18 protein-coding genes and 1 pseudogene are annotated in these 23,253 nt (G+C 73.7%); 10 read left to right on the forward strand and 9 right to left on the reverse strand.

Annotated features, from left to right (window positions below):
• Nucleotides 1-2: 2 nt before the first annotated feature.
• Both EDD34_RS12210 and EDD34_RS12215 read left to right on the forward strand, forming a co-directional pair.
• The gene (locus EDD34_RS12210; protein ID WP_246012360.1) at nt 3-2,027 is read left to right on the forward strand and encodes a glycoside hydrolase family 127 protein; all 2,025 of its coding nucleotides are present in this window, start codon (nt 3-5) and stop codon (nt 2,025-2,027) included.
• Nucleotides 2,028-2,066: 39 nt separating this feature from the next.
• Complete coding sequence (locus EDD34_RS12215; RefSeq protein WP_123814816.1) at nt 2,067-5,723, forward strand: LamG-like jellyroll fold domain-containing protein; 3,657 nt, start codon at nt 2,067-2,069, stop codon at nt 5,721-5,723.
• 101 nt (nt 5,724-5,824) lie between these two features.
• On the opposite strand, the gene EDD34_RS12220 is transcribed toward EDD34_RS12215, so the two are convergent.
• Entirely contained in the window at nt 5,825-6,235 is a 411-nt protein-coding gene (locus tag EDD34_RS12220; protein ID WP_123814817.1) for a nitroreductase/quinone reductase family protein, read from the reverse strand.
• Between the two features lie 53 nt (nt 6,236-6,288).
• Here EDD34_RS12220 and EDD34_RS12225 point away from each other — a divergent pair, with 53 nt between their 5' ends.
• On the forward strand, nt 6,289-6,747 hold the full coding sequence (locus tag EDD34_RS12225; RefSeq protein WP_123814818.1) for a GNAT family N-acetyltransferase: 459 nt from the start codon (nt 6,289-6,291) through the stop codon (nt 6,745-6,747).
• Nucleotides 6,748-6,792: 45 nt separating this feature from the next.
• On the opposite strand, the gene EDD34_RS12230 is transcribed toward EDD34_RS12225, so the two are convergent.
• On the reverse strand, nt 6,793-7,440 hold the full coding sequence (locus EDD34_RS12230; protein ID WP_246012361.1) for a trimeric intracellular cation channel family protein: 648 nt from the start codon (nt 7,438-7,440) through the stop codon (nt 6,793-6,795).
• A gap of 264 nt (nt 7,441-7,704) precedes the next feature.
• Here EDD34_RS12230 and EDD34_RS12235 point away from each other — a divergent pair, with 264 nt between their 5' ends.
• From EDD34_RS12235 to EDD34_RS12245, 3 genes are all read left to right on the forward strand, one after another.
• The gene (locus tag EDD34_RS12235) at nt 7,705-8,955 is read left to right on the forward strand and encodes a glycoside hydrolase family 16 protein (RefSeq protein ID WP_123814819.1); all 1,251 of its coding nucleotides are present in this window, start codon (nt 7,705-7,707) and stop codon (nt 8,953-8,955) included.
• 93 nt (nt 8,956-9,048) lie between these two features.
• Nucleotides 9,049-10,341: a CapA family protein gene (locus EDD34_RS12240; protein WP_246012363.1), complete on the forward strand. Its 1,293-nt coding sequence runs from the start codon at nt 9,049-9,051 to the stop codon at nt 10,339-10,341.
• Nucleotides 10,342-10,501: 160 nt separating this feature from the next.
• Nucleotides 10,502-12,922 (forward strand): polysaccharide lyase 8 family protein, encoded by a 2,421-nt coding sequence (locus EDD34_RS12245; RefSeq protein ID WP_123814820.1) that lies wholly within the window; start codon nt 10,502-10,504, stop codon nt 12,920-12,922.
• Nucleotides 12,923-12,946: 24 nt separating this feature from the next.
• On the opposite strand, the gene EDD34_RS12250 is transcribed toward EDD34_RS12245, so the two are convergent.
• Genes EDD34_RS12250 through EDD34_RS12260 form a run of 3 tightly spaced genes read right to left on the reverse strand, consistent with a single transcriptional unit; the run spans nt 12,947 to nt 15,318 of the window.
• A complete protein-coding gene (locus EDD34_RS12250; RefSeq protein ID WP_123814821.1) occupies nt 12,947-13,408 on the reverse strand; it encodes a MarR family winged helix-turn-helix transcriptional regulator in 462 nt (153 codons plus the stop codon).
• Nucleotides 13,409-13,438: 30 nt separating this feature from the next.
• A complete protein-coding gene (locus EDD34_RS12255; protein WP_123814822.1) occupies nt 13,439-14,095 on the reverse strand; it encodes a response regulator in 657 nt (218 codons plus the stop codon).
• Nucleotides 14,092-15,318: a sensor histidine kinase gene (locus EDD34_RS12260; RefSeq protein ID WP_246012365.1), complete on the reverse strand. Its 1,227-nt coding sequence runs from the start codon at nt 15,316-15,318 to the stop codon at nt 14,092-14,094. Before EDD34_RS12260 ends, EDD34_RS12255 begins: the two co-directional genes overlap by 4 nt.
• Before the next feature lie 114 nt (nt 15,319-15,432).
• On the opposite strand from EDD34_RS12260, the gene EDD34_RS12265 reads away from it, so the two are divergent.
• Nucleotides 15,433-15,834, forward strand: a complete 402-nt coding sequence (locus EDD34_RS12265; RefSeq protein WP_123814823.1) for a hypothetical protein — start codon at nt 15,433-15,435, stop codon at nt 15,832-15,834.
• On the forward strand, nt 15,831-17,291 hold the full coding sequence (locus EDD34_RS12270; protein ID WP_123814824.1) for a multicopper oxidase family protein: 1,461 nt from the start codon (nt 15,831-15,833) through the stop codon (nt 17,289-17,291). The genes EDD34_RS12265 and EDD34_RS12270 overlap by 4 nt, the downstream gene beginning before the upstream one ends.
• 30 nt (nt 17,292-17,321) lie before the next feature.
• Here EDD34_RS12270 and EDD34_RS21515 read toward each other — a convergent pair whose 3' ends face one another.
• The 3 genes and pseudogenes from EDD34_RS21515 to EDD34_RS12280 all read right to left on the reverse strand — a co-directional run bounded on the left by EDD34_RS21515 (nt 17,322) and on the right by EDD34_RS12280 (nt 19,830).
• Nucleotides 17,322-17,807 carry a hypothetical protein gene (locus tag EDD34_RS21515; RefSeq protein WP_342774829.1) on the reverse strand — a complete coding sequence of 162 codons (486 nt, stop codon included), beginning with the start codon at nt 17,805-17,807 and terminating at the stop codon, nt 17,322-17,324.
• Nucleotides 17,808-17,955: 148 nt separating this feature from the next.
• Nucleotides 17,956-18,801 (reverse strand): annotated as a pseudogene (locus tag EDD34_RS21520) (phytoene desaturase family protein); the annotation flags it as partial.
• Between the two features lie 378 nt (nt 18,802-19,179).
• The gene (locus EDD34_RS12280) at nt 19,180-19,830 is read right to left on the reverse strand and encodes a choice-of-anchor P family protein (RefSeq protein ID WP_123814825.1); all 651 of its coding nucleotides are present in this window, start codon (nt 19,828-19,830) and stop codon (nt 19,180-19,182) included.
• 265 nt (nt 19,831-20,095) lie between these two features.
• Here EDD34_RS12280 and EDD34_RS12285 point away from each other — a divergent pair, with 265 nt between their 5' ends.
• Nucleotides 20,096-20,854: an SDR family NAD(P)-dependent oxidoreductase gene (locus EDD34_RS12285; RefSeq protein WP_123814826.1), complete on the forward strand. Its 759-nt coding sequence runs from the start codon at nt 20,096-20,098 to the stop codon at nt 20,852-20,854.
• 5 nt (nt 20,855-20,859) lie between these two features.
• Here the strand turns inward: EDD34_RS12285 and EDD34_RS12290 are convergent, their stop codons facing one another.
• The gene (locus EDD34_RS12290; protein ID WP_123814827.1) at nt 20,860-21,771 is read right to left on the reverse strand and encodes an alpha/beta fold hydrolase; all 912 of its coding nucleotides are present in this window, start codon (nt 21,769-21,771) and stop codon (nt 20,860-20,862) included.
• A gap of 93 nt (nt 21,772-21,864) precedes the next feature.
• Between EDD34_RS12290 and EDD34_RS12295 the strand changes: the two genes are divergently transcribed.
• A complete protein-coding gene (locus EDD34_RS12295; protein ID WP_123814828.1) occupies nt 21,865-23,151 on the forward strand; it encodes an Nramp family divalent metal transporter in 1,287 nt (428 codons plus the stop codon).
• The last annotated feature ends 102 nt before the right edge of the window (nt 23,152-23,253 follow it).

The following is a 23,253-nucleotide window of genomic DNA, read 5'->3' on the forward strand; positions in this document are numbered from 1 at the left end:
ACGTGACCCACACCCACGCGGCTTCAGCCGCTCCCCCGCCACCACCGCCCGGCACCGTGCCGGACGAGGTCCGTGCCGCCGGACGGCTCGCGCGCCCCGTCGCGCCGGCCACGTCACGGCGCGGCGCCGGTCTCGGCGAGGCACGGATCGACGGCGGTTTCTGGGCGAACCTCCTGGAGGTCAACGCCCACGCCACCCTGCGCCACTGCCGGGACTGGATGGAGCGGCTGGGCTGGATCGCGAACTTCGACCACGTCGCGGCCGGGACCACCGCCGACGCCGAGCGCCCCGGCTGGCAGTTCTCCGACTCGGAGGTCTACAAGCTGCTGGAGGCCCTCGCGTGGGAGCACGGGCGCACGGGCGACGCCCGGGCGGACGCGATGTTCGAGGCGCTCGCCGCCCGCGTGGTCGCCGCCCAGGACGACGACGGCTACCTCAACACCTGCTACGGGCACGCCGGGCAGCCGGCCCGCTACACGGACCTCTCCGCGGGTCACGAGCTCTACTGCACGGGCCACCTCCTGCAGGCCGCGGTGGCCCGGATCCGCACGACGACGGCAGCGGCAGAACCCGCCGTCGCCGACCCGCTCGTGACCGCCGCGATCCGGGCCGCCGACCATGTCTGCCGCGAGTTCCGGCCCGGCGCCCGCGAGCAGGTGTGCGGCCACCCCGAGATCGAGGTCGGCCTCGCCGAGCTCGGGCGCGCGCTCGGCGAGCCGCGGTACACCGCACAGGCCGCCCTGTTCGTCGAGCGCCGCGGCCGCGGCACCCTCGCCCCGATCGCACTGCTCGGCCCGCAGTACTTCCAGGACGACGTCCCGGTCCGGGACGCCGACGTCTGGCGCGGGCACGCGGTGCGCGCCCTCTACCTGGCCGCGGCCGCCGTCGACGTCGCGGTCGACACGGACGACGCCGGCCTGCTGGCCGCCGTCGAGCGCCAGTGGACCCGCTCCGTGGAGCGCCGCACCCACCTCACCGGCGGCATGGGCTCGCGCCACCAGGACGAGGGCTTCGGCGACGACTGGGAGCTGCCCGCCGACCGCGCCTACTGCGAGACCTGCGCCGGCATCGCGTCCGTCATGGTCTCCTGGCGTCTTCTCCTGGCCACCGACGACGTCCGCTACGCCGATCTCATCGAGCGCACGCTCTACAACGTCGTCGCCACCTCCCCCCGCGCGGACGGCCGCGCGTTCTTCTACGCCAACCCGCTCCAGCAGCGCACCCCGGGCGGCGACCTCCTGCCCGACGAGGTGAACCCGCGGGCCGAGGGCGGGGTCCGCGCCCCGTGGTTCGACGTGTCCTGCTGCCCCACCAACGTCGCCCGCACGCTCGCGTCGTTGCCCGCCTACACGGCCACCGTCGACGGCGACGTGGTCACGCTCGCCCAGTACGCCCCCGGTCACCTCCGGATCGCCCTGGACGGCGGCAGCACGCTCGGCCTGCGCGTCACCACGCGCTACCCCGCCGACGGCCACGTGCACGTGGAGGTCACCGCGGCGCCCGCCCGCCCCGTCACGCTGCGCCTGCGCGTCCCCCACTGGGCGGGCGGTGCGTCCTGCACCGCCCCGCGCGCCGCCGGGGCCGGGCACGGCGACCCGCAGCCCGTCCAGCCCGGCTGGGCCGAGGTGCGCCGCGGGTTCGCCGTCGGCGACGCCGTCACGCTCGACCTGCCCTCCGCTCCGCGACTCACCTGGCCCGACCCGCGGGTGGACGCCCTGCGCGGCACCGTCGCGGTCGAGCGCGGCCCGCTCGTGCTCTGCCTCGAGTCGCACGACCTGCCCGACGGCGCCGACCTCGCCGACGCGCGCCTCGACCCGTCCGCCCCGCCCGCCGCGCACGACGACGGCGCGACGGCGCGCGTGCACCTCGCACCTCCTCCGCGGCCCCCGGAGGGCCGGCCGCCGTTCACGACGGAGCCCGGTGGCACCGGTCCGGCGGGCGCCGCCACCGACGTCGTGCTCATCCCCTACCACCGTTGGGCCGAGCGCGGCCCGGCGGCCATGCGGGTCTTCGTACCGACCCGCTGACCGACCACCGCACAGCAGCACCGGAGAAAGGGCTCGACGATGAGAACCATCTCGCACCGCTCCCCGCAGCGCCTGGCCGCCGCCCTCGCGGCTGCCCTGGCCCTCGCCGCGGGACTGACGGCCGGCGCCACCGTGGCGTCGGCGGACGACACGGAGGAGACAGTGCCCTACCTGCACTACACGATGGAGGGCGTCGCGGACGGTACCGTCCCCGACGTCTCCGGCAACGGCCTGGACGGCACGCTCGCGGGCGAGGCGTCGGTGATCGGGACCGGCGACGGCGGGTCCGCGCTGGACCTGGCCGGCGGGTCCGGCGGGGGCCACGTGGCGATCCCCCGCGGCGCCCTCGACGGGGCGACGGACCTGACGGTGTCGGCGCGCGTGCGCTGGGACGGGGCGGGCGGGGCGTGGCAGCGCGTCTTCGACCTCGGCTCGTCGACGGAGCGCTACCTGTTCAGCACGCCGTCGAACGACGGGGGCGACCTGCGCACCGCCGTCACGGCCGGCGGTGCGGGCGGTGAGTCCCAGGTGACCGGTTACGGCCCGCTGCGCGCGGGCGAGTGGGTCACGCTCACCACGACGCTCGACACCGCGAACGGCCGCGTCACCACCTACCTGAACGGCGTGGCGGTGGCCTCGGCGCCGACGGCCGTCCCGGCGGGCGAGCTGCTCGACGCCGGCGCCGAGCGGGCCGGCTGGATCGGGCGCTCGTTCTACCCGGACCCGCTGCTGGACGGCGCCGTCGCCGACTTCCGGATCTACCGCAGCGCGCTGGGCGCCGACGAGGTCGCGGCGCTCGTGGACGAGGTGCCCACCGCCGTCGGGCCCGTCGAGGACACCTCCGCGCTGCGGACGCTCGTGGGCGGGGCGCCCGACCTGCCCGAGGCGGTGCGCGCCACGTTCACCGACGGCTACGACCGGGACGTGCCGGTCACGTGGGACGAGGTCGACCCGGAGCAGTACGCGGAGCCCGGCACCTACACGGTGCGGGGCCGGGCGGCGGGAGCGGCCGTCACGGCGGAGGTCACCGTGACGCGCGGCGAGCTGCGCGTGGACCTCGGCACGGACACCGGCGCGTTCCACGGGGGCGCCTCGGGCACGCTGTATGGCCTGTACGGGCCGGGGCTGCCGTCGGACAACCTCATCGAGGGCATGAACCTGCGCACGGTCTCCACCAAGGCGCAGGACGGCCCGCAGCATCCGGGCGCCGACGCGCTGGAGGTCGTACGACCGCTCGCGGACGCCACCGACGGCGACGTGTACATCTACATGACGGACATCCACCGCGGCTTCCCCTACCAGTGGCCTGGTGAGACGCCGCAGGAGAAGATCGACACCTTCATCGGCAAGATGGCCGTCCAGGTGGACCAGGTGCTCACCCTTCCGGAGGAGTACCAGGACAACGTCGTGTTCGTGCCGTTCAACGAACCCGAGGGCAACATGTTCGGCACCGGTGAGTGGTCGTACGACGGCACGAGCTGGCTCGACGACGCAGGCGACTACTTCGCCGCCTGGGACCGGGCGTACCGGACGATCACGGAGCGGATGCCGGACGCCCGCATCGCGGGCCCGAACACGAGCATCCTGTACACCCAGGTCAAGGGCTTCCTGGAGCACACCGTCGAGGCCGGGACCGTGCCGCACGTCATGACGTGGCACGAGCTGTCGCACCCGCAGAAGATCCGTGACTCGGTGGCGACCTACCGCGAGTGGGAGGCCGACGTGTTCGCCGGCACCCCGCACGAGGGCACCGAGCTCCCGATCAACATCAACGAGTACGCGTTCAATTACCACACGTCGGTGCCCGGCCAGATGATCCAGTGGGTCTCCGCGATCGAGGACGCCAAGGTCGACGCGGACATCGCCTACTGGAACATCGACGGCAACCTGTCGGACTCCGCCGTCGAGGCCAACCGCGGCAACGGGCAGTGGTGGCTGCTCAACGCGTACGGCCAGATGACGGGGCACACCGTGGAGGTGACGCCCCCGTTCCCGGGCCAGAACTACACGCTCCAGGGTGTCGCGACGCTCGACGAGGACCGCGCCGTGGCCCGCACGATCCTGGGCGGGGCCGACGGCGCCGCTCCGGTCGACCTGGTGAACGTCCCGCGGGACGTGTTCGGCGACGAGGTGCGAGCCTTCGTCCGGGAGATCCCGTGGACCGGCCAGCTCGGTGACTCGGCGCAGCCGCGGCACCTGGCGGAGCTCACGCTGCCCGTGTCCGGCGGCGGCACCGTGTCGGTCGAGTTCGACGGCGAGACGCTGCCGCTGCTGCGGGAGTCCTCGGCGTACGAGATCGTGGTGACCCCGGCGGGCGCCGGCACGTCGTCGAGCGCGACGCCGACGCTCTGGGAGGGCAGCTACGAGGCCGAGGACGCCGCGCACTCCGGTACCGGGTACACCAGGAACGGGCCCGAGGGGTCGCCGGCCGACGTCGCGAAGTTCTACACGTCCGGCGGGTACGACGTGGGCGGGCTGCGCACCGGGTCCGACGTCGTCCTCGACTTCGAGGTCGACGTGCCCCGCGACGGCACGTACGACCTGTCGGTCTTCGCCAACAGCCTGAACACCCACGACCTCGTGGCCGAGCAGGGTCCGACCAACGTGTTCGTGCGGGTAGACGGCGCGGCCGAGCAGGAACTGCACCTCCCGCTCGGGTACAAGTGGGTGGTCTGGGACCATGCCGACACGACCGTGGACCTCACCGCGGGCACCCACACCATCTCGCTGGCGGCGCGGAGCCTCGACGGGTCCGGGGCGACCAGGGGTGACGCGATCGTCGACCGGATCACGCTGGCGCTGCCCAACCCGGACGCGGCGACGTCGGTCTACGAGGCGGAGCTGGCGGACCACGACGGACGGGCCCTCTACGACCCTGACGAGATCAGCCGGGCGGCGGGGCGGTCCGGGCCCGTGTCCGGGTCCGGCGTGGTCGAGCTCGACGCGGGCGAGAGGGCGACGTTCTGGGTGTACAGCGCCGTGGACGGCGAGGCGACGCTCGGCGTGGACGTGCTCGCCGGGCGGGGCGCGGTGGCCGTGAACGGTCACCAGGTCCTGTCCCTGGCGCGGACCGAGGCCGCGGCCGTGCACCTGCGCGGCGGCGTCAACAAGGTCACCGTCACCGGCCGGGCCCGCGGGCTCGTGCTCGACCGGATCACGGTGGGCCCGGGCGAAGGGCTGCTCGACGTCACCGAGCACCAGGCGGAGGACGCCGTGCTCGCGGGTGGCGTGGCGATCGAGGAGCGGTCCCTGGCCCACGGCGGGGCCGCCGTGTCGGGGATCGGCGGCGAGCCCGGCAACGGGAACACGCTGCGGTTCGACGTCTCGGTTCCCAGCGACGGGACGTACGCCATGGTGGTGCGCTACTCCAACCCGGAGCAGTCCGAGGCGTCGCACTACAACCCGGACCCGCTCGCGCGCCGGGCGGACGTCTCGGTGAACGCGGGGCCGGTCCAGGAGGTGCTGTTCCCGCACACGTTCCACGCGAACGCGTTCGCGGAGCTCACGGTCCAGGTGGAGCTCGTGGCCGGCGACAACACGGTGGAGTTCGCGTCGTCGGAGTCCCCGAACTTCGACGGCGAGACGTTCGCGAGCGAGACCTGGCCGGGCATCCTCCTGCGCTCCTCACAGGCTCCGGTCGTGGACCAGATCCGGCTCTCCCCGCTCAGCAGGCCGGTCCCACCCCCGGCCACCTGACCCCCCCGGTCGGCCGGGGCCCCGGCCCCGGCCGACCGGGGTTCAGCAGGGCAGCTGAACGAACCTCAGTACGAAGCAGCCGGCAGCCGACGGCGCGGTGGTCAGGGAGCGAGACGGAAGATGGGGAAGACGCGGCCCTCAGCGGTCTTCTCGTACTCGGCGAAACCGCTGGAGAACGCCTTGAAGCGTTCCCACATCGAGTCGCGTTCCTCGTCGGCCAGCTCGAAGACCTTGGCGGTGAGGGTCCGGACCGGGTCCCCGGGAACCTCGATCTCGACCTCTTCGGCCCGGCGCAGCCCGTAGACCCACGCCGGGTGCTTCGGCGAACCGCCGGCCGAGCCCACGACATGCCAGGCGTCACCCTCCGGGATCGCCGCGAGCGGCGCGACGCGCTCACCCCCGTCCTTCTTCGGCACGTGCACGAGCACGAGTGACTTGCCGAACCGCATCGGCTCGTTGACCTCGCCCCCGTTGGCACGGAACGTGTCGATGATCTGCTGGTTGAAATCCATGCCCGGGCAACGCGTCACGGGCGGCCCGGCATTCCCGTGGGACGATGTGCGCCATGCTGATCGCTGTCGACTCGCCCGTGCGCGCTGACGTGCAGGGCCTTCTGGACGAGCATCTCTCGGACATGCACGCCACGTCGCCGCCCGAGAGCGTGCACGCCCTCGACCACTCCGCCCTGCTCGCGCCGTCGATCACGTTCTGGTCGGCGCGGGACGACGACGGAGCGCTGCTGGGGTGCGTCGCGCTGAGCGAGCTCACGCCCACGCACGGCGAGGTCAAGTCCATGCGGACGGCCGTGCCGGCCCGCGGCCGGGGCGTCGGGGCCGCGCTCGTGCGGCACGCGCTCGCCGAGGCCCGGTCGCGTGGTTACCTCCGGCTGAGCCTGGAGACGGGGTCCCAGGAGTTCTTCGCGCCCGCACGGCGCCTGTACGCGCGGCACGGCTTCACGGAGTGCGGCCCGTTCGCGAGCTACGGGCCCGACCCGGTGAGCACCTTCATGACACTTACCCTCTAGAGCGGGCCGGCCCGCAGGCCGGCCGCCGCCCGCCGGGAGCCGGGGTCAGCCCGCCGTCGCGGCCCGGTCACGCTCCCGCGGCCGACGGGCCGCGAGCGGGATCTCCCAGCGGTAGCGCAGCGACACCATCCGCAGCGCGAACACGAGCACGGCGATCCCCAGCCCCGTGCCCGCGTTCATCCAGCCGATCGACTCGGCGGCACTGGTCAGCCCGGCGCCGAGCAGCGCCGCGATGGCGTAGAGGCCACGCGGGTGGAAGAGCTGCGGGTCCTCGTTGGCCACGACGTCCCGGATCACGCCGCCGCCGACCGCGCTGATCAGCCCGAGGATCGCGGCCGCCACCGGGTTCAGCCCGGCCTCCAGCGCGATCTGCGTGCCGCTGATGCAGAACAGCGCCATGCCCGCCGCGTCGAACACCGTCAGGGCGCCCGCGTACCGGTGCTCGCTCGCGGCGAACCGGTACACGAGGACGGTGGCGAGCACCGGGGGCAGCAGGTAGACGGGGGACGCGAACGCGTTGGGCACACCTTGCCCGATGACGAGGTCGCGCAGGATCCCGCCGCCGAGCCCCACGCAGGTGCCGAGCATCAGTGAGCCCACGATGTCGAACCGCCGGCGGGCGGCCAGCAGCGAACCCGACATCGCGAAGAAGAAGACTCCCGCCAGGTCCATGGCGAGCTGTACCCAGGTCAAGGCCGCGCTCCTCTCGGCACGTTTCCGGCGGCCGGCGTCCCGCGGCCCGTACGATGCTAGGCCGCGCCGCGCCGCGGCAGAACCCCGGGCGGGTGTCACGCTCGTCACGCGACGGAACGTACGGGATTCACCCAATGGCGGACGCCCGGCGAACGCCTCTATCTTTTCCTTACCGGCCAGTCACCTGTTCGGGCGGACGGCCCGTCGGCCCTCGGCGCCGCGGGCACCGCCCCGGTCAGGTCCATACCTGCAAGGGAGCAGCCCATGCGAGCCATCCCCCGATCCCGGGCGGTCGCCACCGTCGTCACCGCCCTGTCCGGCGTCGCACTTCTCGCGACCGGCGCCGCGGCCGTCGGTTCGGCCGCCGGCCAGTCCGCGGACGTCGCCGGCCAGGCCGAGGCCGCCGCCGAGCAGCTCGTCTGGTCCGACGAGTTCGACGGCGCCGCGGGATCCGCCCCGAATCCCGCCAACTGGAACCACGAGACCGGCGACCACGGCTGGGGCAACAACGAACTGCAGAACTACACCGACAGCCGCGACAACTCCGCGCTCGACGGCAACGGCAACCTCGTCATCACCGCCCGCCAGGAGGCCGGTGGCGGCTACACCTCGGCACGCATGACCACCAAGGACAAGGTGGAACCGCGGTACGGCCGCGTCGAGGCGCGCATCCAGATCCCCCGCGGCCAGGGCATCTGGCCGGCCTTCTGGATGCTCGGCGCGCAGTTCCCCGACACGCCGTGGCCGGACTCCGGCGAGATCGACATCATGGAGAACGTCGGCTACGAGCCCCACCTCGTGCACGGCACGCTCCACGGGCCGGGCTACTCCGGGGGCGGAGGGGTCGGCGGCGCCTACCAGCACCCGCAGGGCTGGTCCTTCGCCGACGACTTCCACACCTTCGCCATCGACTGGTCCCCCGACCGGATCACCTGGTCCGTCGACGGCAACGACTACATGACGCGCACCCCCGCCGACGTCCCGGGCAACTGGGTCTACAACCAGCCCTTCTTCATGATCCTGAACGTCGCCGTCGGCGGGGACTGGCCCGGCTACCCCGACGGCACCACCCAGTTCCCGCAGCAGATGCGCGTCGACTACGTCCGCGTCTACGACACCGACGGCGGCGGGACCGGCGGCAGCGGCACGGTGACGGCGAGCAACGGCATGTGCGTGGACGTCGCCTGGGCGGACACGGCGAACGGCACGCCCGTCCAGCTCGCGTGGTGCAACGGCAACGCGGCCCAGGACTGGACGTTCGCCGCCGACGGCTCGGTGCGCGCGCTCGGCAAGTGCCTCGACGTGTCCGGGGGCGGCACCGCCCCGGGGACGCCGGTCCAGCTCTGGGACTGCAACGGCACCGGGGCGCAGCAGTGGGCCGCCGACGGCGGGGCGCTGCGCAACCCGCAGTCGGGGCTGTGCCTCCAGCCCGTGGGCAGGGTGCAGAACGACGGCACGCACCTGGAGATCGCCGGCTGCGACGGCAGCTCCGTCCAGCGCTGGACCACGCCCTGACGCCCGCCCGGCGGCGGACCGTGGAAGCCTCGATCGGCGCCACCCCGGTCCGCCTCCCTCCGGGAGGCCGCCGGGGGGCCTACCATCGCGCCTGTGGCTTCTCGCGTGACACCGGCGCCCGGCACACCCCGGCGCCCCACCCGGCCGGCGGCCGCTCTCGTGGCGCTGACCGCGCTCCTCGCGTGCGCCGGGTGCACCACCGCGCCCGGTGCCGCACCGGAGGGCTCCCACGCCTCCGCCGTCGCGCGGACGCAAGCGGCTGAGGCGTCACCGGACCCCGTGCACGAGCGCGGGACGCGGCGCCACGAGAAGCCCGCGCGGTTCACGCTCGTCGCGGCGGGCGACGTCCTGCCGCACGGCCCGCTCAACGACAGCGCGACGCGGGACGGCACCATCGACTACACCCCGCTCCTGGCCGGTCTCGACCCCTGGGTGCGGCGTGCCGACCTGGCGCTGTGCCATCTGGAGGCACCTGTCGCCCCTCCCGGCACCACGCCGACCGGGTATCCCGCGTTCGGGGCGCCGAGGGAACTGGTCCGGGACCTCGCGGAGCAGGGCTGGGACGGCTGCTCGACGGCGTCGAACCACTCGATGGACCGGGGCGTCGACGGGATCGAGGCGACCCTCGAGGCATTCGACAAGGCCGGCCTGGGCCATGTGGGCACCGCCCGCCGCGCCCGGGAGCGCAGCCCGCAGCGCTACACGCTCGATCGCGCCGGACGCCCGGTCACGGTCGCCCACCTGTCGGCCACCTACGGGCTCAACGGGTTCTCCGTCCCGGACGACCAGCCGTGGGCGGTGGATCTGCTGAACGCCGACCGGGTCATCCGCGAGGCGGCCGCCGCCCGCGAGGACGGCGCGCAGCTCGTGGTGGTGAGCATGCACGCCGGGCTCGAGTACCTGGCCGAGCCCACGGACGAGCAGCGGGCGTTCGCGCGGAAGCTCGCGGCCTCACGCGAGGTCGACCTGATCATCGGGCACCACGCGCACATCCCCCAGCGCATCGCGCGGCTCGACGGCGGCCCCGGCGGCTCCGGGATGTGGGTGGCCTACGGGCTCGGGAACATGATCTCGAACCAGAGCTCGGAGTGCTGCGACGCGCGGACCACGAACGGCGTGCTGCTGACGGCGACCGTGACCCAGTCCGAGCCGGGAACGGCCGCCCGCGTCACCGGCGTCGAATGGACGGCCACCACCGTGGACCGGGCCGCGGGCCACCGGCTGCGGGCGCTCGTCGACGCGATCGACGACCCGGGCTCCGGGCGCCTCTCCGAGGCCGAGCTACGGGGTCGCATGGCCGCGGTCCGCGACGCCGTCGGCGGCACCGCCCGGGAGCGCACGGCACCGCCCACCCCGACGGGCGGGGAACCCCGGATCTCACGCTGATTCCTGAGGGAACATTTGACGGCATGAATCCGATCAATGCTTCGAATACCGCGTGCATGAATGGAGCGGTGAACCCTCCACTCGACGTGCATTGACGCCAGGGCATGCCAAACTCACCTTTAATAGGGAAGCCGGATATCCGAGCCGGGGGTGGCAGGCCATGAAGATTCACGTGTCACGACGGGACGCCCTGGCGCTCGGCACCGCCGCCTCGCTGGCGATCGTCACGCACGCCCCGGAGACGGCTGCCGCCGCCGGCTCGGGCGGTGCGGGCCTGCTTCCCGCCGACCGTTTCGACGACCTGCGGGAGCGCTGGCTGGACTTTCTCGTCGGCGCCGCCGGCAGCGGCCCCGACTCCCCCGCCGTGATCGAGTGGAAGCAGCGCCTCTCCGAGTACGCCGCGCGGGCCTACAACAGTTCCGACCGCTTCCCGGACCCCGGCGACAGCATCTGGCCGGACCTGCGGATGACCGGCCCCGATCCGGCGAACCTCACGACCACGTACCGGCGCGTCCTGAGGATCGCCACCGCCTGGGCGACCCCGGGTACCGCCCAGTACGACGACGAGGCCGTGGCGCGCACCCTGATCCGGTGGTACCGCTACCTGACGAACCACTGGTACCACGCCGGCGCCGCACCGGCGGGGAACTGGTGGTTCTGGGAGATCGGCATCCCCCGCGTGCTCGGCGACCTCACCCTGGTCCTCCAGCACCGCCTCCGGCAGAGGGATGTCGACCGGGCGCTGGCGGCGATCCGCGCCTTCACCCCCGACCCCAACCGGATCGAGGTCGCCGACCGCCCGGCCACGGGGACGAACCGGGCCGACAAGGTCCTCAGCTGCCTCCTGCGCGGCATCGCCGGGCGGTCGCCGCAGGACATGTCGCTCGCCCGAGGCGCCCTCCTGGACACTCCGGGTGGCGGGGCGCACAGCCTGCTCTCCTACGCCACCTCCGGGGACGGGTTCTACGCCGACGGGTCCTACCTCCACCACCTCGTCCTCCCGCACGCCGGCTCCTACGGCCGGGCCGCGCTGGCCGCCGTCGCACCGGCCGTGATGCTGCTCGACGGCACCCGGTGGAGCCTGTCCTCGCGGATCATGCGGCCGATCCTGAACAGCCCCGCGCTGACGTTCGCGCCGTTCATCTGGAACGGACGCATGATGGAGACCGTCCGCGGCCGCGTCGTGGCGCGCGAGCACGAGCGCGACTACCGGGACGCGTGGGGCACGGCGGAAGCCGTCATGCTGCTCGCCGGTTACGTCGGCGAGCCGTACCACTCCCGGTTCCGGTCCTTCGCGAAGGGCTGGCTGGAGCGGTGCAGCGAGGAGTACAAGCCCACCAGCATGTCCGACCTGCGGCGCGCCGAGGAGCTCTTGGCCGACGCCGGCGTCGTGCCCGCGCCCGAGCGTCCCGGGCACGTGCAGTTCGGCGTGCAGGAGCGGATGGTGCACCGCGGCCGCGGGTGGGCGTTCACGGTCGCGACGTCGTCGGCCCGCATCGGCCGGTACGGCTGGGGCAACGGCGAGAACCGCTACGGCTGGCACCAGGGCGACGGCGCGTCGTACCTGTACCTCGACAACGACCAGGGGCAGTTCGCCGACGACTACTGGCCCACCGTCGACCCGTACCGCCTGCCCGGCACCACCGCCTCGCTCACCGAGCGCGCTCCCGGGCCGGACTCCGGCACGCCCGTCCCCGCGGCGACGAACCGCTGGGGCGGCGGCGTCGGGCTGTCCCGCCGCTGGGGCACGGCCGGCATGGATCTGGTCAACGAGCTCGGCGACGTGCGGGGCAAGAAGTCGTGGTTCCTGCTGGAGGACTCGGTGGTCGCGATCGGCTCCGGCATCGTCGTCACGGGGCCGGGAGCGGAGACCACGGTCGAGAACCGCTCGTTCCCCGCCGGCACGGCGCCCGGGTTCGTGGTGGACGGCGCACCGATCGCCCCCGGCGACCGCACCGGTCTCGACGCGCCCCGGTGGGCACACCTGGACGGGGTGGCCGGCTACGTCTTCCTCGGCACCTACGCCGCCCGCGCGTCGGTCGCGGAACGCACCGGCTCCTGGTACGACATCAACACGGGAGGCGATACCGCCGGGTCCCGCACGCCCCGTACCCGCACCTACGCCACCCTATCGCTCACGCACCCCAGCGGCACCGGCGGGGACAGGTACGCCTACGTGATCCTGCCGCGGGCGTCGGCGAGCACCACGCGAGCGCACGCCACCGGCGGTACCACCACCGTGCTCCGCGGGGATCCCCGCGCCCACGTCGTCCGTGCGGTGCGGGGCAGCCGCTGGTTCCTGTTCGCGCACCTGTTCGAGCCCGTCGACGACGGCGCCGTGCGGGCCGACGGCCCGTGTGCCGTGATCGCGAGCGGAACGCGGGACGTGGCCCGCATCGCGGTGTCCGACCCGACGAAGTCCGACGCGCGGCTCTCGATCCAGCTCCTGCTCGGCGGCTGGTACCCGAATCTGGCCCGGGCCGACAGCCGGCTCACGGTCCGTCCCGGCCAGGTCGTCGAGATCGATGCGGACCTCGCCGGAGCCCGGGGGGCGTCGTTCGACGCCGTGCTGACGACCTGACGATCCGGCGCCCCGGCGGGCCCGTCACCTGGCGAGCCGGCGCGCCTGCGCGTGCAGGCGCTCGGTCATCACGGTGATCCACCCGACGACGGCGGCCCGCTGGTGCTCGTCGAACGCGTCGACCAGGGAGGACGCCTCCCGTTCCAGCGTCGCGAGCGCGTCGGCCAGGACCGGGTCGTGCGGCGCCTCCGTGGTCGAGATCAGCACGCGCCGCCCATCCGTCGGGCACGGTTCGCGGCGCACGTAGCCGCCGTCGACCAGGCGGTTCACCAGGCCCGTGACCGCACCGGCGGTGAGCCCGGTCCGCCGGGCGAGCTCGCTCGCGGCGAGCGGGCCGGACCGCTCGATCACGCCCAGCGCCTTGTGGTCCCCGGCCGACAGGCCGCGCCGGACGCCGATCGCCTCGTGGAACAGCACGAAGGCATCGGCCAGGTCGGACGCGAGGCGGGTCGCTCCGGCAGAACTCGGCTGCTGTGCCTGGTTCACGGGGGTCACCCTACAGGCGGCTCTCGGGCCTCACGGGACCAGTCCCGTCTCGTAGGCGAGGATGATCAGCGCCGCGCGGTCCCGGGCGGCGAGCTTCGCCAGGAGCCGCGACACATAGGTGCGCGCGGTGGCCGGCGAGAGGTACAGCTCCCGGGCGATCTCGTCGTTCGTGAGCCCGCGACCGACCTGTTCCAACACCTCCCGCTCGCGCTCGGTGAGCCCCGCGACCCGTTCGGCGTGCCGTCCGTCCGCCGCGTGGGACGTGTCGGCGACGGCGCGCATGACCGTCGTGGTCACCGCCGGTGACAGGAGCGAGTCCCCGGCCGCGACCGTGCGGATCGCGGCCCGCAGGTCCGTGGGCGTCACGTCCTTGAGCAGGTAGCCGGACGCGCCCGCCCGGATCGCCGCGAACACGTGCTCGTCCTCGTCGAACGTCGTCAGCACGAGCACCCGCACGCCGTCGAGGGCCGGGTCGGCGACGATCTCCCGCGTCGCGGCGATGCCGTCGAGCTGCGGCATCCGCACGTCCATGAGGACGACGTCGGGCCGCAGCGACCGCACGAGGCGCAACCCGGCGCGGCCGTCGGACGCCTCCCCCACCACCTCGACGTCGCCGTCGAGCTCCGCCAGCGGGCGCAGCCCGGCCCGCACGAGCTCCTGGTCGTCGACCAGCACGATCCGGATCATGCGTCCAGTCTCGCCGGGAGGTCGGCGACGACGGTGAACCCGCCGCCCGGTGCGTCGCCCGCGCGCAGCGTGCCGCCGAGCAGGGCGGCCCGCTCGCGCATGCCGGAGATCCCGGAGCCCTCGGCGGCCCCGCCGGACCCGGCGCCGTCGTCGGACACCTCGATCCTGACCCTGTCGCCGCCGCGCCCGGCCAGCGCGACGGCGACCCGCGCGCGCCGCGCGCCCGCATGCCGCAGCACGTTCGTGAGCGCCTCGGTGAGGATCCGGGACGCTGCGGCGTCCACCGCGGCGTCGATCGATCCCGGCGGCACGTCCACGTCGGCCACGACGTCGAGGCCCGTGGACCGGGCCGGGGCGACCAGGGCCTCGATCCCGGCCAGACCCGCCGCGCCGCGACCGGGTCGACCGGGCGAGGCGTCGCTCTCGCGGTCGGTCGCGTCGGCAGCCGTCACGTCGCGGCCGCGCAGCAGCTTCACGGTCGCGCGCAGCTCGTGCAGCGTGTCCGACGTCGCCGACCGGACGTGCGCCAGCGCGCCGAGCGCGGCGTCGTCGTCGCGCCCGACCGCCTCGGCCGCGACGTTCGCGTGCAGCGCGACCACCGACAGGTTGTGCCCGACGGCGTCGTGCAGGTCGCGGGCGATCCGCAGCCGCTCGGCCTGCATCCGCCGTTCGGCGGCCCGCGCCTCCTGCGTGGCCGTGAGCGCCCGGATCTCCGCGGCCCGCTCCCGGGCCTCGCGTCCCAGGCGGACGGCGACGCCGAGCGCGATGGCGGCGGCGACGAGCGCGACGTTGGTGAGGAGGTCGTACACCGTCAGGTAGGCGCTCGGGTCGGTGTCGCCGACGCGGTAGTACGTCGCCACGGCCAGGAGCACGGCTCCCGCCCCGACCGCCCACCCCGTCCGGCGCAGCTCCGCCGCCGAGTACAGGGCCGCCACGGCCGGCAGCGCCATGCCGATCGGGACGAACCCGAGCGTGTAGTAGGCGAAGGTGCCGAGCACCGTGAGCACCAGCATGAGCCGCGGGGCCGGGCGGCGCAGCAGGACCAGCGCGCCGAGCCCGGCGGCGAACGCGTAGGCACCGGGCTCGGCGCGGCCTTCCTCCTCGATGGCGGCGGCGATGACCACGGCGAGCACGAGCGCCATCGCGAGCGCCAGGACGACGTCGGTCACCCACGGGCTCGGCCGGCCGGCCGCTGTCGGCTCGGCTGCGCTGGCTTCGGACACGGCCTCAGCCTACGAGGGCGTCCGCGTGCCGCGGGTGGGATGTCGCCCCGGGGCGACAGGACTGTCGCTCGCGGGCCGATGTGGCGGGGGTGGCCGGCGGGCGATCGTCGGGGCATGACTTCACACGAGACTTCTCGGCCCCGGCAGTCCGGCCTCACCTGGCCGCTGATCGGCGGCCTCGCGTCCATGGCGTTGCTGTGGCCCCTGACCGCGCTGGCCGGCATCGGCGCGGGCGCGCCGCGTGCGCTGGCGATCGTGGGGGTCACGGCTGCCGTGTGGATCGGTGTGGTCGGGTTCGGCCGCGTCGCCCGCCCGGTGCTGACCCTCACGCTGACCGGACTGGCCTTCGGTGTGCTGACGCTGCTCCTGTCGCTGGTGTTCGCCGGCGTCGACGGCGCCGGGCCGCGCGGCGCCGCGTGGACGGCCCTGCCCGCGCTGGCGATGGACGCGTTCTGGGGGTGCCTGGCCGGGCTGATCGCCCTCGGCGTCCAGAGGGCCCGCGGGAACGCCCGATGAGCGCCCGTCCGGGCCTCGCGGGCCTCGCGGCGCTCGGCGTCGCGCTGGCCGTTTCCGGGTGCGGCTCGTTCGGAGGTTCGGTGACGCCCGTGCGGGCCGTGGAGTTCGGCTCCGAGCTCGCGATCCCCCCGCTCGCCGGGTCGTCCGTCGTCGACGGCGTGCGCACGTTCGACCTCACCGCGCAGTCGGGTACGAGCGAGTTCCTGCCCGGCGTCGAGACGCCGACGTGGGGGTTCGACGGCCCGTACCTGGGCCCGACGCTGCGGGCCGAGCGCGGCGAGCGCGTCGCGGTCCGCGTCACCAACGAGCTCGACGAGGCCACGAGCGTGCACTGGCACGGCATGCACCTGCCGCCCGCGATGGACGGCGGGCCGCACCAGCCCGTCGCGCCGGGTCAGACGTGGGAGCCCACCTGGGAGATCGACCAGCCGGCGGCGACGCTGTGGTATCATCCGCACCCGCACGGTGCCACGGAGGAGCACGTGTACCGGGGCCTGGCCGGCCTGTTCCTGCTGGACGACGACGCCTCCCGGGCCGCGGTCCTGCCGTCGGAGTACGGCGTGGACGACGTGCCCGTCGTCGTGCAGGACAAGGTGTTCGACGACGCCGGCCGGCTGGAGCTGCAGCATGACGGCGGCGAGCCGGGCACGCTCGGCGACACCGTCATGACCAACGGGACCGTGGGCGCGTACCACGAGGTCACGACGGAGCGGGTACGGCTGCGGCTGCTGAACGGCTCCACGGCGCGCACCTACGCGTTCGGGTTCGCCGACCGGCCGTTCGACCTGGTCGCGACGGACGGCGGGCTGCTCGACGCGCCCGTGCGGCTCGACGAGGTACGCCTCGCGCCGGGCGAGCGCGCCGAGATCGTCGTCGCGCTCGAACCCGGCGAGGTCACGCGGCTGCGGTCGGCGGACCCGGACCTCGGGGGCATCGCCGCGTCGTTCGCGATGGGCGGCAACGACGCGTTCGACGTCCTGGAGCTGCGGGCCGGGGAGGATCTCGCGCCGTCGCCCGCCCCGTCGTGGGGGCGTTCCCGGCACGCGGACGACGGCGAGCTCCGTGCCGAGGACGCGGCCACGGTGCGGTCGTTCGAGCTCGCCGAGCGCGAGATCAACGGCGAGCGCATGGACATGGGGCGTGTCGACGAGGTCGTCACGGTGGGCGACACGGAGGTGTGGGAGGTGCGGAACGCCCACCCGGTGCCGCACAGCTTCCACGTGCACGACGTGCAGTTCCGGATTCTCACGGTCGACGGGCGCGAGCCGCCGCCGCAGCTCGCCGGGCCCAAGGACACCGTGTACCTGGAGCCGCACCGGACGTACCGCCTGCTGATGCGGTTCGAGGACTACACCGACGCGGAGGTGCCGTACATGTACCACTGCCACATGCTGCTGCACGAGGACGAGGGAATGATGGGGCAGTTCCTCGTGGTGGAGCCGGGCGAAACCGCCTGACACCCGTGGCTCGCGGGCCGGCACGGGCGGTCACACCGACTCCAGGACCGCCCGTGCCGCGTTGTGTCCGCCGAGGCCGGAGACGGCGCCGCCGCGGCGGGCACCCGATCCGCACAGCAGCACGGCGTGGTGGCCGGTGGCCACACCCCACCGGGCCGCGGGGCCGCTCAGGTCGGTCTCGTCGCCGGCCCAGGGCCAGGCGAGGTCGCCGTGGAAGATGTGCCCGCCGGGCATGTTCAGGTCGGCCTCGATCTCCTGCGGGATCTTGGCCTCGATGCAGGGCACCCCGTCGGCGTCGCGCGCCACCACCGACTCGACGGGGTCCACCAGGTGCTCGTCGAGGGACGCGATCGCGCGCGCCACGGCCTCGGCCTTGCGCTCCTCGCGGGTGGCGGGGTCGTCGAACAGGGTGGCCGGCAGGTGCAGGCCGAAGTAGGTGAGGGTCTGGGTGCCCTCGGGCACGTCGCCGAGGATCGTCGGGTCGGTCAGCGAGTGGCAGTAGACCTCGCCGGGCATGCGGGTCGGCACCGGACCGGAGCCGGGGCAGCCGGTCCAGGAGAAGGTTCACCTTGAGCTGCGCCCCGACGGGCTTGCCCGCCGGGTCCGGGGCCTCGCCGAGGAGCTCCGCCAGCACCCAGGGGGCGACGTTCGCCAGCACGAACCGCGCCCGCACGGTCCGGCCCGCGACCCGCACCTCCGCACCGTCGTCCCGGGGACGGATCGCCGTGACCTCGGCGCCGGTCACCAGTTCCGCGCCCGCTCCCGCGGCGGCCGCCGCCAGGGCACCCGTGACGGCGCCCATGCCGCCGACCGGGACCTGCCACTCCCCCGTCCCGTTCCCGATGAGGTGGTAGAGGAAGCACCGGTTCTGCACGAGCGAGTCGGCGTGCAGGCTCGCGAACGTCCCGATGAGGGCGTCCGTCGCGACGACACCCCGCACCGTGTCGTCGCCGAAGCGCCGCTCCACGGCCTCACCCAGGGGACGCTCCACGACGTCCCGCCAGATCTCGGCGCCCACCCGCGCCCGCAGTTCCCTCTCCCGGGGCAAGGGCGCCGTGAGGGTGGGCGCGACCACGCCGGCCAGTTCGCCGACCGCCGCGTAGAACGCGCGCCAGGCGTCGTACTCGGCGTCGGACCCGGTCACGTCCCGGAACGCGGCGGCGGTCGCGGCGCCCTCCGGGCGTTCGACCAGCAGGCCGCCCGGCACGCCGTCGCGCACCACGGGCGTGTACGACGCCGTCACGCGCGGCACCAGGCGCAGGTCGAGCCCGAGATCGCGCACCACCTCCTCGGGCAGCAGGGAGACCAGGTACGAGTAGCGCGACAGCCGGGTCGGGCGGCCGGGGAAGGCGCGGGCGGAGACCGCCGCGCCACCGGTGTGGTCCAGTCGTTCGAGGACCGCGACCGAGAGGCCGGCGCGTGCCAGGTACGCGGCCGCGGTCAGGCCGTTGTGCCCGCCGCCGACGATGACGGCGTCGTACTCGGAGCGGCTGGTGAGACGGTTGGTCATGTCGTCATTGTCACGTATCCCGGTCGTGGCGGTCCTCACCTGTATTCGACGTGAACGCCGCGCCTATTACGCCACCGTTCTCGGTGCGCGCATTTTCACCCTGTGAAGCACCCGACGCGCACCGCGCGCCTAACGTGATATCCGGCGGCAGCGTGGTAAGCCGCCGTCCCGACACACGAAGGAGATCCACCATGGGCCTGCTTGACGGAATCATCGCGGCGATCATCAATGTTCTCGAGGGCCTCGGCCTGCCGATCTCGCTGCCGCCGCTGCCTTTCTGATCCCGCCGGAAGCATCGCCTGACACGAGACCGCGCCCTCGCGGTGATCACTCGGATCACCCGCGAGGGCGCGGTCGGCTGTTGTCGGACGCCTGCGATCAGCTCACCGGCGGGGCCGTCATGCAGCCGTGCGCCGAGGCCTCGGCGTGACCGATCGTGATGTCCGCCAGGCCGTTCAGCTTGACCACGACAGCCGTCACCGCGATGCCGGTGCCCATGTCGGTGGGCACCTGCTTGTTGAGGACGATCTCGCCGCCGGGGATCTGGATCCCGACGTTCGGGTCGTCGACGAGGATGGTCTCGTTGCCGATCCGCAGCGTCAGGTCGACGTCACCCGACACGCTGTCGCACGAGGCGGCAGCCGTCGCCGTGAGGTCCTCGACGACGATCGCCGGGACGCCGAGCAGGTTGACCGAGGCTTCCTCGATCGTGGTCTCGGAGACCACCGTGCCGGCCGCCGGGTCGACGGTCACGCTCGGGCAGAGCACGCCCGCGTCGAGCAGGCTCGACTCCACCGACGCCGTGCAGCCCGCGTCCGCGGTCATGGCCTCGGACGTGGAGACCTTGCCGGTGTCCGGCTGCGCCGGCAGGACGACCGCGCCGAGCAGGTCGACCGCGGCACCGTACGCCTGGCCGCTGTAGTAGTCGGCCTGCGCCGTGGCGCCGGTCTCAGCGGCCTGCGCCGTAGCCGGCACGGCGGCCCCCGCGACGAGCAATGCCAGGGCCGGCACCAGCTTGATCATACGCATTCGATATTCCTCCCATGGAGCTGCTTCTTGCGGACATGCGTCGTGGCGAACCGGTCCGGGGGGAACTGGGCAAACACATCAACACCATGTGCACCTCGACTGCCCCATTATTTTCTGATGCATCCTGCTTTTCGTGTATCGCCCGTACGACTGGACAAACCGCGACTCGCGTTGTTGCTGACGAATTCATTCATCGGCGCTGAGGGCGTCATTGCCGCCGCCGGGGCGTCCCGGGGGCCGCTCGGCCCCCGGGTAGGTTGACCGCATGAACTTCGACGGCACGGTGGCACTCGTGACCGGCGCGGCGCACGGCATCGGCGCCGCGACGGCACGGCGGCTGCACGGGGAGGGTGCCACGGTGGTGGTCACCGATCACGATGCGGACGCCGCCGCGGGCCTGGCCCGCGACCTCGGGGCGCGAGCCCTCGGGATCGCCTGCGACGTCCACGACCGCGGCTCGGTGGACGCCGCCGTCGACGCCGCGCGGGCCGCGTTCGGCCGCCTCGACGTTCTCGTCACGGTCGCCGGCGGGTCGGTTCCGACCCCGGATCCGGAACAGGTCTCCGACGAGGAGTGGGCACGGCTGGTCGACCTCAACCTCACCGGCACCATGCGCTGCGTCCGCGCCGCCCTGCCGCTGCTGCACGAGTCCCCGCGGCCCGCCGTCGTCATGGTCTCGTCGGTGAACGGCCTCGCGGCGTTCGGCGACGAGCCGTACTCGGCCGCCAAGGCCGGCCTGTCCGTCGTCGCCAAGAACTACGCGGTCCGGTACGGCCCGGCGGGCATCCGCTTCAACGTGGTCGCACCCGGCACCGTCCGCACCCGGGTCTGGGACGGCCAGGACGGGGCGCTCGAGCGCCTCGCCCCCCACTACCCCCTGGGCCGCGTCGGGGAGCCCGAGGACATCGCCGCCGCGATCGCCTTCCTCGCGTCGGGCGACGCCGCCTGGATCACCGGTGTCACCCTCCCGGTCGACGGCGGGATCCTCGCGGGCCCGCTCCGGAGCATGTTCCCGGAACGGTGACCGCGTCACCCGCTGACGCGGAGCACCTCCGCGACCACGACGCCCCAGGCGGCGGGCGGCGGGAACTGGTGGCCAACGCCCTCCAGGGGCACGAAACGGGCGTCGGGGACGGACTCGGCGAGTGCCTGCCCGTGCTCGGGACGGAAGAACGGGTCGGCGTCGCCGTGCAGGACGACGGTGGGAGTGCGGAGATCGGCGAGGGTCCGGTCGGCGGCGAGCGGCTCGCCGTCGGGCAGGTTCCAGTGGTTGCCCGCCGACGCCGGGTTCACCGACCGCGCCACGACCTGGCGGGCGATCCGCCGCGCCCACCCCTCGTCGAACCCGTCCGTGGCGAAGACGCGTTCCTGCCCGACGAGGTGGTCGGCGACGGCGTCGGCGTCGGTCCAGTCCGGGTCGGGTGGCGGGTTGCCGAAGAGCTCCTCGATCTCGGGGGAGCTCTTCGGCAGACCGGCGTCGGCCACGGTCTTCCCGGGGGCCAGAGGGACGGCCGCCGAGGTCGACATCAGCGTCAGCGAGGCGACCCGCTCCGGCCACTCCAGCGCGACCTCCTGCGCGATCCCGGCGCCCGCCGACACGCCGGCGAGGTGTGCCCGGTCGATGTCGTACGCGTCGAGCACACGCAGCGCGTCCTCGGCCATGTCGCGCGCCGTGTACGACGGTTCGCCGGGCGGGTCGGTCCGGGAGGCGCCGGTGTCGCGGTGGTCGTAGCGGATGACGAACCGCCCGCCGGTCGCGAGCGCGCGGCAGAAGCCGGCGTCCCACCAGTCCATCGACGCCGACAGCCCGCTGATCAGCAGCAGCGCACGGTTGCCGGGGTCGCCGAACGATTCCGTGCAGAGGTTGCCGCCGCCGGGCAGGGGGACGAGACGCTCGGCGCCGCGGTTCTTGTCCGTCGTGCTGGAGCTCGTCGTGTCCATGGTGGTCTCCGTTCTCGTCACGATTCCCGTCCCCACATTCGTACATGACGAGGGAGGGTTCCGTGGTCCGGGGCCGCTGGGTACAGTCGCCGGATGAAAAAGGACAATGAGGTCAGACTGGACGCAGACGTCCCCCGCTGGAGCATCATCGGCCCCGGGATCGTCGTCGCCGCCACCGGTATCGGCGCCGGCGACCTCGTCGCCACGCTGGTGGCCGGCAGCCAGTACGGCTACGCCCTGCTGTGGGCGGCCGTCGCCGGGGTGCTGATCAAGATCGTGCTGGTGGAGGGCGCGGGGCGCTGGACGCTCGCGACCGGCCGCACGATCTTCGACGGCTGGAAGCAGCTCGGCCGGTGGGCCACGATCTACTTCGGCGTCTACATCGTGGTGTGGGGCTTCAGTTTCGGCGCGGCCGCGATGTCCGCGACCGGGCTGGCGCTGAACGGGCTGATGCCCGGCGTCGAGGTGCGGTGGTGGGCGATGGCGGCCGGCGTCGCGGGCCTGCTGCTGGTCTGGTTCGGCAAGTACCGGCCGTTCGAGATCATCGTCGCCGTCCTGGTGGGCATCATGTTCCTGACGGTGGTCGGCTCGGCCGTACTGACCGTGCCGAACCTCGGCGATGTCGCGAGCGGGCTCGTGCCCCGGATCCCCGACGGCGGAGTGATCTACACGCTGGGGCTGGCGGGCGGCGTGGGCGGCACCATCACGCTCGCCGCCTACGGGTACTGGCTGGCGGAGAAGGGGTGGTCCACCCCGCGCTGGATGCGGGTCATGCGCATCGACAACGCGTGGGCGTACGTGATGTCCGGCGTCTTCGTGATCGCCATGCTGGTCGTCGGCGCCGAGCTGCTGTACTCCTCGGGGATCACGGTGGAGGACGGCGGTTCCGGGCTCGTCGACCTGTCCGGTGTCCTCGCGGAGCGGTACGGCCCGTTCATGGCGCCGGTCTTCCTGATCGGGTTCGCGGCCGCCGCGTTCTCCTCGGTGCTCGGCGTCTGGCACGGCGTGTCGCTGATGTTCGCCGACTTCGTCGCGACCTCGCGCAACCTGCCCGCCGACGACCGGCGCCGCGGCGCCGGCGGCCTCCACTACCGCGCGTACATCGTGTGGCTGACCGTCCCGCCCATGGCGCTGCTGTTCCTGGACCGGCCCATCGCTCTGGTCATCGTCTACGGCGCGCTCGGCTCGCTGTTCATGCCGTTCCTGGCGATCACGCTGCTGTTCCTGAACAACTCGTCGAGCGTGCCGCGCCCCTGGCGCAACCGCTGGTGGGTCAACGTGGTCCTGGTGGCCGTGGCGGCGATGTTCCTGCTGCTCGGCTACAACCAGCTCGCGAGCGCCCTCGGGGCGGTGGTTCCGCTGCCGGTGCCGGGAGTCTGAGCGGCGGCGGCCGGGCGGCGTCCTCGCCGGACCGGGAGGCGGCGCGCGGTGCTCCTTCGGCAGTTCGCCCCGACACGGCAATCGGGAGTTCACCCCGCCGCC

The sequence above is a fragment of the Myceligenerans xiligouense genome (assembly GCF_003814695.1).
Classification (GTDB): Bacteria; Actinomycetota; Actinomycetes; order Actinomycetales; family Cellulomonadaceae; genus Myceligenerans; species Myceligenerans xiligouense.